8 protein-coding genes are annotated in these 15,770 nt (G+C 48.5%); 2 read left to right on the top strand and 6 right to left on the bottom strand.

The features are described from left to right. Nucleotides 1-62 precede the first annotated feature (62 nt). The 6 genes from UNH61_RS22550 to UNH61_RS22525 all read right to left on the bottom strand — a co-directional run bounded on the left by UNH61_RS22550 (nt 63) and on the right by UNH61_RS22525 (nt 10,433). A complete protein-coding gene (locus UNH61_RS22550) occupies nt 63-1,886 on the bottom strand; it encodes a cytochrome c peroxidase (protein WP_326994269.1) in 1,824 nt (607 codons plus the stop codon). Further along, nucleotides 1,873-3,438: a metallophosphoesterase family protein gene (locus UNH61_RS22545; protein ID WP_326994268.1), complete on the bottom strand. Its 1,566-nt coding sequence runs from the start codon at nt 3,436-3,438 to the stop codon at nt 1,873-1,875. Before UNH61_RS22545 ends, UNH61_RS22550 begins: the two co-directional genes overlap by 14 nt. Before the next feature lie 10 nt (nt 3,439-3,448). Then, entirely contained in the window at nt 3,449-4,567 is a 1,119-nt protein-coding gene (locus tag UNH61_RS22540; RefSeq protein WP_326994267.1) for a phytase, read from the bottom strand. A 14-nt stretch (nt 4,568-4,581) separates the two neighbouring features. Next, on the bottom strand, nt 4,582-5,850 hold the full coding sequence (locus UNH61_RS22535; RefSeq protein ID WP_326994266.1) for a right-handed parallel beta-helix repeat-containing protein: 1,269 nt from the start codon (nt 5,848-5,850) through the stop codon (nt 4,582-4,584). A gap of 20 nt (nt 5,851-5,870) precedes the next feature. Further along, entirely contained in the window at nt 5,871-8,627 is a 2,757-nt protein-coding gene (locus UNH61_RS22530; RefSeq protein ID WP_326994265.1) for a TonB-dependent receptor, read from the bottom strand. 237 nt (nt 8,628-8,864) lie between these two features. Then, complete coding sequence (locus UNH61_RS22525) at nt 8,865-10,433, bottom strand: tetratricopeptide repeat protein (RefSeq protein ID WP_326994264.1); 1,569 nt, start codon at nt 10,431-10,433, stop codon at nt 8,865-8,867. A 170-nt stretch (nt 10,434-10,603) separates the two neighbouring features. Here UNH61_RS22525 and UNH61_RS22520 point away from each other — a divergent pair, with 170 nt between their 5' ends. Both UNH61_RS22520 and UNH61_RS22515 read left to right on the top strand, forming a co-directional pair. Beyond that, a complete protein-coding gene (locus UNH61_RS22520; RefSeq protein WP_326994263.1) occupies nt 10,604-11,377 on the top strand; it encodes a DUF1080 domain-containing protein in 774 nt (257 codons plus the stop codon). A gap of 1,189 nt (nt 11,378-12,566) precedes the next feature. Beyond that, complete coding sequence (locus tag UNH61_RS22515) at nt 12,567-15,749, top strand: TonB-dependent receptor (protein WP_326994262.1); 3,183 nt, start codon at nt 12,567-12,569, stop codon at nt 15,747-15,749. The last annotated feature ends 21 nt before the right edge of the window (nt 15,750-15,770 follow it).

Here is a 15,770-nt window from a genome sequence, read left to right as displayed (position 1 = left end):
AGCGAATAACTTAAATGCTATTATCCGCTTAGGTCTTCGCTCTGATCCGTAATTCGTAATTCTTAATTCGTAATTCTCTTATCCGTTAGTCCCCGCATAAAATCAACCACCTCCCTGATCTCCTCATCCGTCAGATGCAGCTTCGCCGGCGACAACGTCTGATACGGGTCTTTCAGGCCCAGACCATTTCCTCCGCCTTCATTGTAGAATTTCATGACTGTTTCCAGATCAGGAAAAATGCCGTTGTGCATGTAAGGGGCGGTAACAGCTGCATTCCGTACTGTGGGCGTTTTAAATGCCCGCTGATAGTATTTGACAGGGAAGAATCCGAACCGGCCGTGATCCGTGTCGGATACAGGGGCCTGAAGATTGTTGTGCAGGGGAACACCAAGGTTTTCGAATTCAGTGAACTGGTATAGCGGAGGTGTAAGACCATTGAATAAAGGTGCAAAATGGCAGGTGGCGCATTGTGCCTTACCCATGAAGAGATTGAAGCCTCGTTTTTGCGCAGGCGTCAGGGCGTTTTTGTTACCTGCGAAATAGGCGTCCAGCGGGCTGTTCATAGGGGCCAGTGTCCGGAGCCAGGCAGCTATGGCGGTGGCGAGGTGGGGCATGCTGATGGCGTTGGTATCTTCCGGAAAAGCTTCCCGGAAGGCCAGCTGGTAAGTACTGCTGTCTTTAAGCCGGCGGATAACAACGGCGTGTATGCCGTTCATTTCTTCCGGATTACTGATCACCTCCAGTATCTGTTTGTGCAGGTTGCCGGCGCGGCCATCCCAGAACTGCGCGTATTGAAAGCCGGCGTAATACAGGCTGGGCGCGTTTCTGCGCACATAATGCTTTTCATCCAGGGCAAGACTGGTACGAAGGCCGTCGCTGAAATATTTTTCTGGCTGGTGGCAGGTAGCGCAGTTACGGTTATTATTACCCGAAAGCGCATTTTCAAAGAAGAGCCGTTTGCCCAGTTTTTTCAGGGCCGGGGTAACAACAACACCGTCAGCGAAAGCGGCGGGGTTTAAAGCGTTGTTACTGAAAAGGTGCGGTGCATCGTAGTTCAGCGCGCTCCGGGTATGTTGTTCGAGATGTAGCGTACGGATTAATTGCCCCAAACCGGTTTGTAACGGTAACGCATACTCGGAGAGGAAGGTGAGGCGGTCGAAGCTATCGAAATCGGGGTGCTGCCGCAGGTATACAATACACTGGTTCAGGTAGTTGCTTACCATTTTGCTTTCGGGAGATGAGATGCGCAGCCAGGGCTGTAGCACATCCCGGAGCGTTTGGAGCGACTGCGCCGTTTCAGGAATACTGCTTTTTAACTCAGGAGCGTCGAATCCTGTAATACCTTTAGCGTATAGCCGTACCAGTTCCAGTCGCACGCTTTCCAGGATAGCTTTATCGGTCGTATTGAAGCCATATAGCAGCGAGGCCAGATCGGTGGCCGTGGAACTGACCACTGTTGCCTGTTCCAGCAATGCCTGCTTTTGAGAGAAGGGCTCTTCGTCAAACAACAATACCGCGATTTGCTGCAAACCTACCGGGGCATCGTATTCCATATACGGTTCTTCAATTTCCGTTTTTGCCGGCCGGTTGAAAGCAAGGGAAGAGCTGTAGAAAAAATAGTCGAGGAAAAATTCGATTCGTTTGTATTGAAGGCGGCATCTCCGCAACGCTGCTTTGGCACTATCGATGGTGGCTGGCTGCCGGCTGTCTATACCCCGTACACATTTTTCCAGTTCCAGGGAGGCGCTGGCAAAATCAGCTGCGCCTTCCCTGAAAATGGCCAGTGTGTTTTCCACACCAATATTTTGCCCTGCCTGTTTAAATCCCCATGCAGCAGCAACGGCGGCAAGCACAAACAGGCACCATAGCAGCTTATTTCGATACATGCACGGTGAAGGTATCTTTTACCTGATTGTAAGGATCAGTTACGGTGTATTTTGTAACAGCAGCAGTGGGTTTCACCTCAATGCTGCGGGAGGTTTCCCGGCTGTTGTTCCATTTATAACTGCCAACATAAGAAGCCGTAAGCGTGGCCGATTCGCCCTTTTTAATATGGATGTCGTGCTGTTTGCCCACATTCTTCATCATAGTAAACTGATCGCGGATAGTACCATCGGCGCAGATCCATTTCAGGTCGAGGCGGTTGTCCTGTATCTCCAGCAGGCTGGATCCGCCGTGGTCTGCATCTGCAAAATACATGGCCTTATGCGGGTATGGTGTTTGCTTACCACCCAGTTTACCGGCGGAGCCGCTTACCACATATACCGTTCCCGCATTGCGGATACTGTCTTTTACATAGGGTGCAGCATTCTGGCTGCCATCGTAGCGGCCGGAGGAATTACTGAGATTGTGGCGGGCCGGATCAAAAGTAGCCGACATGCCATAGTGGCCTTTCATCAGCCTGGATCTTTCATAGTTATGACTGTGGCCATTCAATACGAGGTCTACTCCGTTGCGCTCAAGTACCTGTATGAAGTTCTCACGAATCTTTATCAGCTCATCTTCTTCGTCGGAGTTGTGCGATCCCATGGTATAGGGCGGATGGTGCCAGTAAGCAATCACCCAGCCTTTGTTTTTGTTGGCGGCCAGGTCTTCCCTGATCCATCTTACCTGCGGCCCCAGGGTATCGTAAAGACGGTAGGCACTGTCTTCTTTGCCGTAGCTGTCGAGTGACAGGAAATGCACATTGCCGATGTCGAACGAATAGAACGCCTGGGTATGTGAAGGCAGGCCGCCTGATTCGCCTTCAGCAGGCATGGTGAAGTTTTGGTAATAAGACGTCTGATGCGTTTCCTGTGCGTATTTGGCCGACAGGTCGGTATCATGATAATCATGATTGCCCGGCGCCGGGAACAGCGGGAATTTTTTCAGCAGGTCGTCTTTATAAACGTTGAAGAACTTCGTCTGGAACTCTGCATCGGTGCCGTCGGGATAAGCATTATCGCCCAGGAGTATCCAGGCCTGCAGGTAGTTATTGCCGAGGTATTTGAGCAGTTGTTCTTTTACCTGGCGCTGGTTAACGGAGTTGTCGCCACAGTCGCCGAGGGCGGCTATCCTGTATAGGCCGGTTTTACCTGCTTCCGGCAGCGTCATGAAGTAGTTGCTGCTGTCGCCCTGCAGCACATCTTTGAATCCGCCGATGGCATAGTAGTAGCGGGTGCCGGGCTGCAGGCCGTTGAGTTTTACTTTGTGCTCTGTCACCAGGGTGGCGTCGTCGGACTGCTGATCCAGTTTATCGGGCGTGGTGCCGAACCTTACGCGGCTGCGGGCGGAAACGTCGGTGCGCCAGCGGATAACGATGCTGTTGCTGGCGGCTGCCTGCAGATAGGGTCCGCGGATCAGTGCGGGTTGCACATTTTTTTTCTTTGCGGCTTCCTGTGCTTGTACACCGCTGAAGATGCAGCTGAGGCAAAGGGATGCAATGAAGAGCGTTTTCATATATAGAAAGCTATTTTTTTACGGACGTTTGTTCCAGGCCTTTGCTGATATCTTCCCAGCGGTAGTAATGAAAAGTGCGGTCGTCGCTCATTACTACGAAAAGGCCGTGGCGGAATGTTTCATTCAACGGTACGTTTACCATATCGGAACCATCACTATGACCGGCGCTTACCCTGATCACTTTCAGCAGGGCGTGGCTGGTGCCGGAACGGCTAAAGATATGAAACTTATTGGCCCCCTGGTCGGAAACAAGGAGGTATCCTTTATCAGGAGTAGTTTTATAAATGGATATTCCCTCGTGATCTTCCGTAAACCCGGTAGTAGCAAACAATGCTAATTCTTTGTTACCTTTTTCCGGGTCGGCATAGTATTGCCGCACCCCATGTTGTTCATCAGAATAGTAAATATAGCCGTTCTCGTTATCAACTGCGATGGATTCTATTTCTTTTTTACCGCTGTAGTAACCGAATTTTCGTACGAGGGTAGCTTTTATCTTCCCGGCGCCATTGTCGCTGAGCAGGTATTGCCAGAGGTAACTGCCATTCTGTGGCCCGTCTTTGCGGCCTACGATGGCGTAATGTTGTCCTGTTTTGCTGGTATAAATGGCAATGCCCATGCCATCGCGGTATTGTTTGCCCTGCTCGCCTTCAAATATAGGAATGCCGCCATCGTCGATGGGCTGCATATCCGGCAGGGAAAAGAAACGGAGCTTGTGGGTGTACCGCTCGGTGGTAACGGCATAATCGACAGGCCGTCCGTTCAGCACAAGGCCATACGCTACATCCACGTTGTTCGGGCGCTGCAGATGAGGTACGATCTGCCTGATCTTACCCTGCAGATCGAATACATAAAGGGCGCCTTCAGCGGCTTTGTCGGTACCAATGATGAGGCTTTGAGAAGGATCTTTCGGGTTCACCCAGATAGCCGGATCATCCGAGTCAAATTTCACCGGTTCGGTGATCACTACCGGCCGGATAGGGGTAACGGTATCGTAAATAGCATTACGTGTAGTCGTATCTGTTATATTTGCTGGTATCCCGGCTGTTAATGTACCGGTAGGTGTGGCGCAGGAGAATATCCACAGCAGTCCGGGAACTGCTGTGGATAATATGATATTACGTTTACTCATTACTGTTAGATCTGTTAATTACGGGTACCAAATGCACCGATGAAAGAAGAAGGAGCGGGAGAAGTATAAGTGGTGCCGTTTATCTGTACACCATTGGCGAAGTTACGGGTGAATGTGGTAATGCCTGCACCGAGGGCAGGAGAGCCTGCCTGCAGGTGAAAGTCCCAGCCGGTATTGAAATCCGGGCTGGAAACAGCTGTGTTCAGCGGATAGCTGACAAACTTAGGATCGTTTTCACCGGCCTTTGTACCTATCACATCTTTCTTTCCTGCCACTACATCCTTAGATGGCTGAAACTGATCTACTGTCAGCTGATCGTAGCCATAGTAAAGGTTGTTGCTGATGACGGAGCGGGTATCTTCCGGCTTTTTGGTATCTCTCTTAATTCCAAACCTGGTATTCGCAAACAGGTTATTATAAAGTTCTGCAAATACTGTTGCTTCCAGCCATACAGATCCGCCCTTAACGGTAGGCCTTCTCCAGCCTGTATTCAGCAGGGTATTGTTATAAGCGATCACGTGAGCCTGCGGCGTACGGTCGCCGGAGTTAGAGAGTTTCAGTGCATTGGTATTGTTGGAGTAGAAGAGGTTATAAGCTACGTCGGCAATGCAACCGGATTTGATATTGATACCTTCCCCGCCGGTAAGGCCGGTAGTATAAAATTTATTATTCGAGAAGATGATTTTGCCACCTTCTATATAGGTACAATCTTCGAAGAAGTTCCGGAAAATGCAGTTGGTCACTACCAGTTTTCCGTTTACATTGCTATACCATAAAGCAGGCAGGTTTTCCCCGCTGGTAGCCTTGTACAGCCCCATTTTTACAGAGGTGGACGACTCCGTGGTGGTACCACCGCCATATTCCACGATAGCATTTTCCAACAGCAGTTCTGAGCAGGATTGTGCGGCAAGTATACCGCCCCACAGCTTGCCGAATTTGCGGCTGTCGGTACGGAGATTTTCTTCAATAGTGAACCGTACCGGGTTATCGGTAGTGCCGGTTACATAAAGATTTCCTTTAACGATCACTTCAGGTTTTGCAAGCGTATCCATGATTACCAGCACGCCTTCTTCGATCGTGAGTGATTTCCCTTCCGGAATAATGATATCACCGGAAACCCTTTTAACGCTTCCTCTTGTCCATATACCAGATACTTCCCCTTTTACAGTACCGGAGCCTACTACTTCGGGAGTAATCACCACATCGCTGTTGGCTTTCTTACAACCAGCGAAAACAACAACGGCGAGTAACGAAGCCAGTAATAATTTTTGATAGTTTATCATGATGAATATTTTAATCAGGTTTATAATTTGTAACGCACACCAACGAGGTAAGTCTGTTTGTAATAATCTTTTCTGATCAGTGTTTCATTGACTTTACCCTGTCCTGGTATATCTGCGTTTTTGGTATTCGCTCCTTTGATGAAGATAACCGCCGGCGTGTTCAGCAGGTTACCGGCTTTGGCATATACACTGATACGGTTTCTGAAAGTTTTTTCCACGGATACATCCATTTGGATGAAGCCTTTCTGCCAGAAATCGTTGTCTGCGAACTGGGAAACGGTATTGATCCTTGGGCCGGTGTACGCGCCGGCCAACTGGGCATCCCAGCCGTTGCGGGTGTCTTTGTACAGGAACGACAGGTTACCGATATGTTCGGACTGGCCGTACAGTGGTCTGGTCTGTTCCACGGAGATGAGTTTCAGGTTACCGTCGTTGTCCCTGATCCGTTTACTTTTGGAGGTGGTGATACTGGAATGGGTATAGGTATAATTGGCTTTGAACCCTATTTTATGAAAGAATTTGATATAGTCTATTTCCAGTCCGTAGTTGTTGGCGTTACCAAAGTTACCGGGAGCGTAGAACTGGTCCTGTCCGCGAACGGCATCTGCCTGGATGGTATTTTCAATCGGGTTTTGTATCCGCTTGTAGAAAATGCCTGCCAGCAACTGATCGGTATGATTGGGAAAGAGTTCATATCGGAGATCGAGATTGTCGGCGATAGCGCGCTTCAGATCAGGGTTACCGCGTTCCACATATTCTTCCTGTACAATTTTTCCCGGAACAATTTCAAAAAAGCCGGGGCGGTTGAGAGAGCGGAAGTAAGAGCCACGCAGGTTCTGATGATGAGTGAGCTCATACTTCAGGTTCAGGCTGGGCAATACATCTGTATATACCTGGCTGCCGGTGGGCCGGTCTTCTCCCTGGGGAAAAAGCATATGATAGCCCTGGTTGGTATGTTCTACCCGCACCCCTCCGGTAACTTCCCAGCCGGATGTTTTCAGCCGGAACATGCCGTATCCGGCGGCTGTTTTCTCGGAGGCATCGTAAGTGAGTGCATTGGCTACTGAGCCGTTAGGGTTCTGAATATCCCATTGTACATCAGTATAGGCAGTAAAGTCCTTTCCGTATAGCGCGCCGGTATTTTGTGGTTTGAACACATAGTTGTTGTAAAAGGCGCTGCGCTGTTTATCGCGGTAGAGGCCTCCCGCAGAGAAATCCACCCTGGCGCCGGCAATCCGTGTACTATAGGTCAAATCGAGATAACCGGCCAGATCATCATCGGTATTGCGTTCCCAGCGACGGTTGTTTTTATCGACTGTCGTACGGCTGTCGACGTTAGCCTTGCGCACACCATTCAGTGTAATCGTAGTATTGTCCGGTATTTCATTCCTTGCAGAAGAGAACACCGCTGCCCAATGCAGTTTCAGTTTGCCGGGAACGAGCTTGTGATCGCCTGTCAGGGTAGCGTTGTAGATCTGCTGATTGGTTTTCCGGGAACGGCTGGAATAGCTGAGTTTTGCATCGCCGGTTTCCGGTTTATAATCGCTGGAAAAGCTGGTGGATACGCTTTCCCGGGTCTGGAAGCTGAGCAGGTTCATGTAAGCGCTGTAGAGGGAGAGCTTGTTGTTTTCATTGAAAGCATAATCTGCCTTGCCATGAAAACCGCTGCGCTGCTGGCGCTCACTGTACTGGCGTTCCTGCTGGTCGGTAACTACAAATATTTTATCTGTTTCTGCGGAAGAGGCGCTGTATAAGGTGCTGGTGGTAGAGCGGTAGTTATTCTGAAAGCTTCCTGCCAGTATGACACCGAGTTTGTTGTTGAAGAAACGCTGGCCTATAGATAATCCGGCTACTACGTTGGGCACGAAGTTTTTTGACTGATAGTTCAGTGTCCCGGACGCAAAGTCGGCAGGCGTGGCGTTATAAAGTGGGCCATGTGCTTCATAGGGCGACTTGCTGCGAATACCGCCGGCATCAAAGCCCGTGAAGCCCTTATCCAGTACGCCCTGGCTGTAACCTGTGGCGAGATTGGCGTTAAGCTGAAACCGGGCGGGCGCATCTTTCATGACCATATTTACTACACCACCTACGGCATCACCTTCCATGTTGGGCGTGAGCGATTTGTATACTTCCAGCCGGTCGAGCAGTTCGGAAGGGAAGATATCCAGTGGCACGTAGCGGTATTTGTTATCCGGACTGGGGATCTTCACCCCATTAATCAGCGTATAGTTGTAACGTTTATCCATCCCCCGCAGGATCGCATACTGGCCGTCGCCGTTGCTGCTGCGTTCAATGGAAATGCCGGAAACCCTTTGTATCACATTGGCAACGGTGAGGTCGGGCGATACTTCTATGGCCTGGCCGGATACTACGTTCATCACCTGGATCGATTGCTGTTCCAGCTTCCTGGCAGTTTTCTCGGAAGAAGCCTTCTGGTTGGCGGCCACTATCACTTCACTGAGATTTTTGCTACTGCGTTCACTGAGGTAAACATTCAGGAGGGGGTTATCTTTCTCCGTAACTGTTACCTGTTGTGTTAATGTCTTGTAGGTAAGATGGGAAATTACGAGGGAAAACTTCCCTGTTTCAATTTTTTTAAACTCAAATGATCCGTCAAGTCCGGTTACTGCCACTATATTGGCAGGTTGCAGGAGGATGGTAACGCCTACCAGCGGCTCCCCGGTTTTCTGATCGTACACATGCCCTTTCAGGCTGGCAGCCTGTGCGATGGTCACACTCAGCAGCAGGCATAGCCATGTTTGTAGAATTGTTTTCATTTTGATGAATTTGATGCAGTTCATGTTCTGGATGAATGGCATCGCAAATGTGATTTTCCATCAAAAAAATTACAAGAAACAAGCGTAAGCAAAACGTATACAGCGTTAACAGGGCCGTAAACAAAGCGTAATCAGCGTATACAAACAGATTGTAAGTGATTGATAATTAGAAATTTGTTTGTTACACCATCCGCCATTACCATAATGTTACCGGAACATTACCGTAATGTTATGTGGTTACAACCCCTGTACGAAGGCGCCTAATGTATCTCCTTCGGGGATGTTTAATTTCTTCCTCAGCCGGTACCTGGCTACACGTAAACTATCGGGTGAAATACCGAGAATGGTGGCCATATCTTTGGAGTCCATATTCATTTTATGGAGGGCAAGCAGGCGGATATCGTTATTGGTCAGATCCGTATACAGCGTATTGAGCTTGTCGAAGAAAACCTGGTGCACCTGTTCGAAGATGCCCGTGAATTCTTTCCATTGTTGTTCGTGATTGACATTCTGGCTTATTTTCATCACCAGTTGCTGCAGTTGTTTTTTTTGATCCCTTTTGTCGTCTTTTACCATAAGAGAAAGGGTCGTACGCAGTTCATCGAGGAACTGGTTGCGCTGTATCACGTCGAGGGTATGGGTGGCGAGCTGCCGGCTTTTCAGCTCCAGCTGGGCTTTTTGTACGCGATTGATCTCTGCATTTCTCTCGGAGACTGTTTGCGTCTGACTGATTTTTAATTTTTGCCGGGAGATGGTAACCAGGGCAAGTATAATCAGGAGCACCAGTACAATGCCGGTGGCTATATATATGATAAGGTTTATTTTATGACTGTTTTCCAGCTGCAGGATCTCATCATTTTTTTTACCGGTATCGTAGAGAGCCTGCAGGAAGTTCATCTGCTGGCTATTTTGCGCTGAGTATATTTCCAGCAGGCATTTGCGGCTTTGTTCCATATAATAATAGGCACTGTCGTGACGACCCATGAGGCTGAATGTTTTGGCTACATCTTTACAGGCGGCCGCTTCCTGGTATTTGTTATTGGTTCGTTGTGCCAGCGTCAGTGCCTCTTTCGAATAGGGCATGCTGTTTTTGTAGTCGCCCGTTTTCCGGAGTACATCCCCGATGTTGTTAATCACTTCAATGCCGGCAATATGATCGTGGTGCAGGTCGTACAATTGCAGGGCATTGCGGAAGCAGGCCAGGGCAGTGTCGTATTTTTCGAGGTCTTCGTGAATAGTCCCCAGATTTTCGTATATCCCTGCCATGCCGAAGGTATCATGTACGCTTTGATAATGTGTCAGGGCGAGTTGTTGGAAGAAGTAAGCGCTGTCGTATTGCTGCTGTTTTTCGTAGTGATGCCCGATATAGCCATAGGTAGCGGCCATGCCGGCCTGGTTGCCGGTTTGGCGGTACAGCAGCAGGGCTTTGTCGTATTGCTGTTTGGCTGCTTTCCGGTTGATGTTCCGGTATTGCAGCTGACCGATATCATTCAATACGGCAGCTTCAGCGTTTTTATCTTTAGCAGCGATGAAGATATTAGCAGCCTGATGGTAATATTCGAGTGATTTGGCGTAGTGACCGAGTGTATAACAAACGCGGCCCATTTCCTGCAGGCATTTGCCGGCGCCAGGGTCGTTACCGGCGGCCACCGCCTGATCGTGTAGTTTCCGAAGGGCGAGGAAAGCCGCATCGGGCGACTGCTGGCTGAGTTTGGCCGCTGCCCGCAGCTGTAATTGTAATGAGTCGCGCGTAGCGAAGGTATTGATAGTGCAGATCAGTAACAGCAACAGAAAAAACCATTTCATATAAACGAAGGCATGGTCTGGTAAAAGAAAATAATCGCAAAGAATCGTTTTTTGTGTTAACTGTATGTTACCAGCTTAACAACCGCTGACGGAAAAATGCTTGCACTAGTATACAATTTTGTATATTATTGTGAGAACGGTTACATTTTATACTCATAAAACTATCGATAATGAAAAGAAAATTCTTATTTACCATGTTGCTGGCAGGAGGCTTTTGCGCTGCTCAGGCACAGGACAAACCTAAACCGGAAGATACCGAGGTATACAGCCCGGTACCGCCGGAAGTACAGCCCGGTAAGAAATGCGGGGATGCGCCTTCCGATGCAATTATCCTGTTTGATGGCCACAACCTGGAAGAGTGGGTAATGGCTGATGACCGGAACAAGCCGGCGGAGTGGACTGTTGGCAGTGGTATTCTTACGGTGAATAAACATACCGGCAACATTGAAACCAAACGAACCTTCACCAATTACCAGCTTCACCTGGAATGGAGAGTACCATCTGATATTACCGGAACTGGCCAGGGCCGTGGCAACAGTGGTTTGTTCCTGGCTTCCACCGGAAAAGGAGATGCCGGCTATGAACTGCAGATCCTGGATTCCTATAAAAATAAAACCTATACAAACGGACAGGCAGGTAGTATCTACAAACAATTTGTGCCACTGGCAAACCCAACGCTGAAACCCGGAGAATGGCAGACCTACGATGTAGTTTGGACTGCTCCCGTATTCGCTGCCGATGGTTCCCTGACGAAGCCTGCTAAAGTAACCGTATTCTTCAACGGAGTACTTGTACAAAACGATGTAGAGCTGAAAGGACCTACGCAATATATCGGAGCCCCGGCGTACCGCCAGGCTCATGGCGCCTGCCCTATTAAACTGCAGGCTCACGGTGATAAGAGCGAACCTCTGAGCTTCAGAAATATCTGGATAAGAGAACTGTAGAGAATTAAGAATAGGGAATAAAGAATGAAGAATGCCAGCGGAGATAGTAGCGAAGTTGATCTTCGCGTTTACTATCTCCGCTGGCATTCTTCATTCTTTATTCCCTATTCTTAATTTTTTAGAAAACAGCTGTTTTTTAGAAAAAGATTAATACATTTGTTCTAAGTAGCTAAATCGATAAAGCAACTTATTGAAACAATTGCGTATGAAAACAAATAACATTGCTGTCGACCAAAACAAATAAAGGAATTCCACGTAAGCGGCTGTAACGCTCATCCATGTTTGGCGCCGGTTGATTAGTAATGGCGTCGCCCGAAATACACCATCATAGCAGCTTAACCGTTTTCCTGCAAAAAGCCTGGAATGGACTGTTTCCCCCGCTTCCAGTTCAGATTTTCCCATGGTGCCGAATTGAATGAAAGCAGATTCACGTGAATTGCATCCTGCGCAGGAAGAACAATGGAATAACCAGTATTGGCAATAGCAGTATCAGGGCCCCGGAGTTATCAACCGTATAAATTAACTCCACCCCAAAAATTAGTAAGGAAAGTGGCATTGCCCCATGTAGCCGGTTTGTAGTCAATATTAAGGAAGGGCAAAGCTGGTAGTAGCACGGAAAAAGAACAAGACAAGAAAACAACAGAAGTGGTCGTCATCCCCCTCAGACCAGTTCGTTGTCGTTTATATTACAGGAGACAGATAAGGAGCATGATTCAATTTGAAAAACTATTTCTTTAAAAAATGCAGTAAGCAGGTATAAGGCTGTGGTAACAGGAAAAAGATAGGTGTCCTGTATAAAGAATGTCCTGCGGGCAATACAATAAGTATTGTTGCCGCAAGGATAACTATATCATTATTCTACTGAATTGACACATCTGCAAAGACGGTGAACGGCAGTGTATTCGCATTACTTTCAGGCATTCCACGAAATGATTGTTCTGCTGTCGCCCCGTCATATCATCACCTGGTTTTTATCAGCTATAGGTTACTTATGGACAACTGGAATGTTTGTACTGCTTTGCTATAACGATTTTATCACTTTAATCAATATCACCATAACATTTAAATATGCTCAGATGAACAGATGGTTATTATCCGGTTGACGGGGCTTAGCTCCCGGTCAACTCCTCTTGCTTTTGTTGGGAAGGCAGTTTGCTTTCCGATTTGGTAAAACAAAATTTCACGAACTATGAATTTAAATCTAAACGCTCATCTTACCCGGAATTGGGGGATAAGGCTATGCTTATCACTGGCCTTATTGCTTTACTGTACAATGACTTCGCTGGCGCAGGCCAGAAAAGTATCCGGAAGGGTGGTGGATGATGCCGGCAAACCACTGCCGAACATCAACGTTACCATCAAGGGAAAAAGTGGTGGCACCTTCACCGATGTCAACGGATATTTTACTATCCCCGCCGATAACGGGGAAGAGCTTAAATTCAGCTCTATCGGTTTCAAAACACAATCTTACATGGTGGGCGCCGGTCAGGCCAGCATTACCATTAAACTACCGGCCGACTTTTCCACGCTCTCCGATGTAGTGGTAGTAGGTTACGGTACACAGAAAAAAGCTACACTCACCGGAGCTGTAGCAGCGGTTACTTCAAAAGAAATCGTTACTACAAGAAACGAAAACCTGCAGAATATGCTGACGGGTAAACTGGCCGGCGTAAGGGTAATACAGAACAGCAGCGAACCCGGTGCCTTCAGTAACACCTTCGATATCCGCGGCCTGGGAAGCCCCCTGATCATTATCGACGGAGTACCACGGGATAATATGTCGGCAATAGATCCGCAGGATGTAGAAAGCATTTCTGTACTGAAAGATGCTTCCGCTGCCGTTTATGGTGTACGCGCTGCCAACGGCGTATTACTGATCACTACCAAAAAAGGAAAATCCGGCACTGCTGAAATCAACTACACCGGCGATGTTGGCTGGCAGGTGCCCAGCAATATGCCCAAATCTACCAGCGCACTCGATTACATGATGCTGCGGAACGAACGGACCATGCATAACCCTAACGGGGGAACGCTGACGTTCTCAGATGCGGATATGAAGCCTTATATCGATGGTACCAAAAGCAGCAGCGACTGGTACAAGGCCACCATCAGTAATTCAGTACCGCAAACACAGCATAACATCGGCGTTAGCGGGGGAACAGACAGGATCACTTACTACGCCAGTCTCGGATATCTGTACCAGGGCGGTATGTATCGCAGCAACGACCTGTTCTACAACCGGTACAACCTGCGCAGCAACGTGAGTGCAAAGATCACCAGGAACCTCACCATGGATCTGAATGCCAGCTATATTGTAGGACAAACCAACAAGCCTGTAACAGACGCTATCTGGATCGTCCGCTCCGTATGGAGGCAATCGGCACTTCAGCCTATCTACGCCAATAATGATCCTAACTATCTAGCCCAAACCGTAGTGGATGGTACCAATCCTATTGCTTATTCCAACTCCAATGTTTCTGGCGGAAGGATCAATAAAAATAACTGGCTGCAGTCGTCGCTCGCACTGCATTACCAGGTACCAGGGGTCGACGGCCTGAAACTGAATGGTATGTTCAGCTACGACTACAACACGTCTTCCAACAAAATATATGTGCAGCAATATAACCAGTATACTTACGATGCAGCTTCTTCCAGCTATAAGGCCTACACCGTGAATTCCGCCAACAATATCCGGCGCGAATTCTATGAAAAGCCTATACAGCTGATGCAGGTATCTGCTAACTACGACAAGGTATTCGACGGTAAACACGCCGTAAATGCCCTGATACTGGGAGAACAAAGCTATATCAACAACGATAACTTCTGGGCCTCCAGGGATCTCAACCTCCAGCTGGATCAGCTGTTTGCAGGTAACAGCCTCAATACGCAGGCGGGCCAGGACCTCGGTAACAACAACCTCGGAAAATACACTTACCAGGCGTTGGTAGGTAAATTCAATTATGCTTTCGAAGGAAAGTATCTCGCCGAGTTCAGCTTCCGCTATGATGGTAGTTCCAAAAACGCTCCCAGTAACCGCTTTGGCTTCTTCCCGGGCGCTTCCATCGGGTGGCGTATTTCAGATGAAAACTTCTGGAAGAATTCATCTTCCTTAAAATTCATCAATAACCTGAAAGTAAGAGCCTCTTATGGTAAACTGGGAGACGACCGCGACAGCTGGCCCAATAACTTCACCCAGGGCTACTTTTATCCTGCCGGCGGCAACAACAATACACTCCCCGGTGGTTCCGTATTCGATGGCACTTTCGTAGGCGGTGTACAGAATAAAGGATTGGTTAATTCCAACTTCACCTGGTATACTTCCAAATCCCTCGACTTTGGTATTGATATAGAAGCATGGCAGGGTTTATTGGGGCTCACTGTGGACGTGTTCCGCCGTGATCGCAGCGGCCTGCTGGCCACCCGCGCCGGCGCTGTACCGGATGTAGTGGGCGTTGGCTTCCCACAGGAAAACCTCAACAGCGACCGCACACAGGGCATCGATCTGGAAATCAGCCACCGCAACCATGTTGGTGAATTTACCTATGGTGTGAAAGGAACTTTCGGTTACACCCGTACGAAAAATATTAACGTAGTGCGCGCCCGCGCCGGTAACCCCTGGGATGACTGGAGGAATAACCCAAACAACAGATGGAACAATATCCTCTTTGGCTACGGCGCTGCCGGCCGCTATACCTCCTGGGATCAGATACAGCATTCGCCGGTGTATGTTGACAGAGGTACACTTCCGGGCGATTATATGTACCAGGACTGGGACGGTGACGGGCAGATCACTGATAACGACAAACATCCCGTGGCTTACGGCTGGAACCCCGATAGCAACGTACCGTTGGTCACTTTCGGCCTCAACCTGAATGTAGCGTGGAAAGGAATCGATCTGAACATGCTCTGGCAGGGTGCTACCTTGTGCAATACTGCTTATATGGAACAATTGTACGAACCTATGTGGGGCGATCCGAATGCCAATGCACTCAGTCAGTTCCTCGACAGATGGCATCCTGTTGATCCTAAAGCCAATCCTTATGATCCTTCTGTAAAATGGGTGCAGGGTAGCTATGCCTACACCGGTACGCTGCCTTATCAGAATTCTATGTTCAATGTGAAAGATGCGTCTTACCTGCGATTGAAATCGATTGACATCGGCTACAGTATCCCGGCCCGCCTGTATTCACGTGTAGGCATCAAAAACCTGCGGGTATTTGCAAACGGCTATGACCTGCTGACTTTTTCAGGGTTGAAGTTCGTGGATCCGGAACATCCTTCCGGTCAGAAAACGGATGGTAATGGTACTACTTACGGTTATCTGTATCCGCTGATGAAGAAGTATGCCGTTGGTTTAAATGTCAGGTTCTAAGCGCCATCTGACCATTCTGAA

The organism is Chitinophaga sp. 180180018-3 (assembly GCF_037893185.1).
Classification (GTDB): domain Bacteria; phylum Bacteroidota; class Bacteroidia; order Chitinophagales; family Chitinophagaceae; genus Chitinophaga.
Note: the sequence above shows the minus strand (reverse complement) of the source record. Positions and strands in the feature narration are given on the sequence as shown.

Excerpts from the sequence above, each read along its gene's own strand:
- UNH61_RS22530 (WP_326994265.1), bottom strand. The coding sequence starts at position 8,627 with ATGAAAACAATTCTACAAACATGGCTATGCCTGCTGCTGAGTGTGACC.
- UNH61_RS22520 (WP_326994263.1), top strand. The coding sequence starts at position 10,604 with ATGAAAAGAAAATTCTTATTTACCATGTTGCTGGCAGGAGGCTTTTGC.
- UNH61_RS22550 (WP_326994269.1), bottom strand. The coding sequence starts at position 1,886 with ATGTATCGAAATAAGCTGCTATGGTGCCTGTTTGTGCTTGCCGCCGTT.
- UNH61_RS22525 (WP_326994264.1), bottom strand. The coding sequence starts at position 10,433 with ATGAAATGGTTTTTTCTGTTGCTGTTACTGATCTGCACTATCAATACC.
- UNH61_RS22515 (WP_326994262.1), top strand. The coding sequence starts at position 12,567 with ATGAATTTAAATCTAAACGCTCATCTTACCCGGAATTGGGGGATAAGG.
- UNH61_RS22535 (WP_326994266.1), bottom strand. The coding sequence starts at position 5,850 with ATGATAAACTATCAAAAATTATTACTGGCTTCGTTACTCGCCGTTGTT.
- UNH61_RS22540 (WP_326994267.1), bottom strand. The coding sequence starts at position 4,567 with ATGAGTAAACGTAATATCATATTATCCACAGCAGTTCCCGGACTGCTG.
- UNH61_RS22545 (WP_326994268.1), bottom strand. The coding sequence starts at position 3,438 with ATGAAAACGCTCTTCATTGCATCCCTTTGCCTCAGCTGCATCTTCAGC.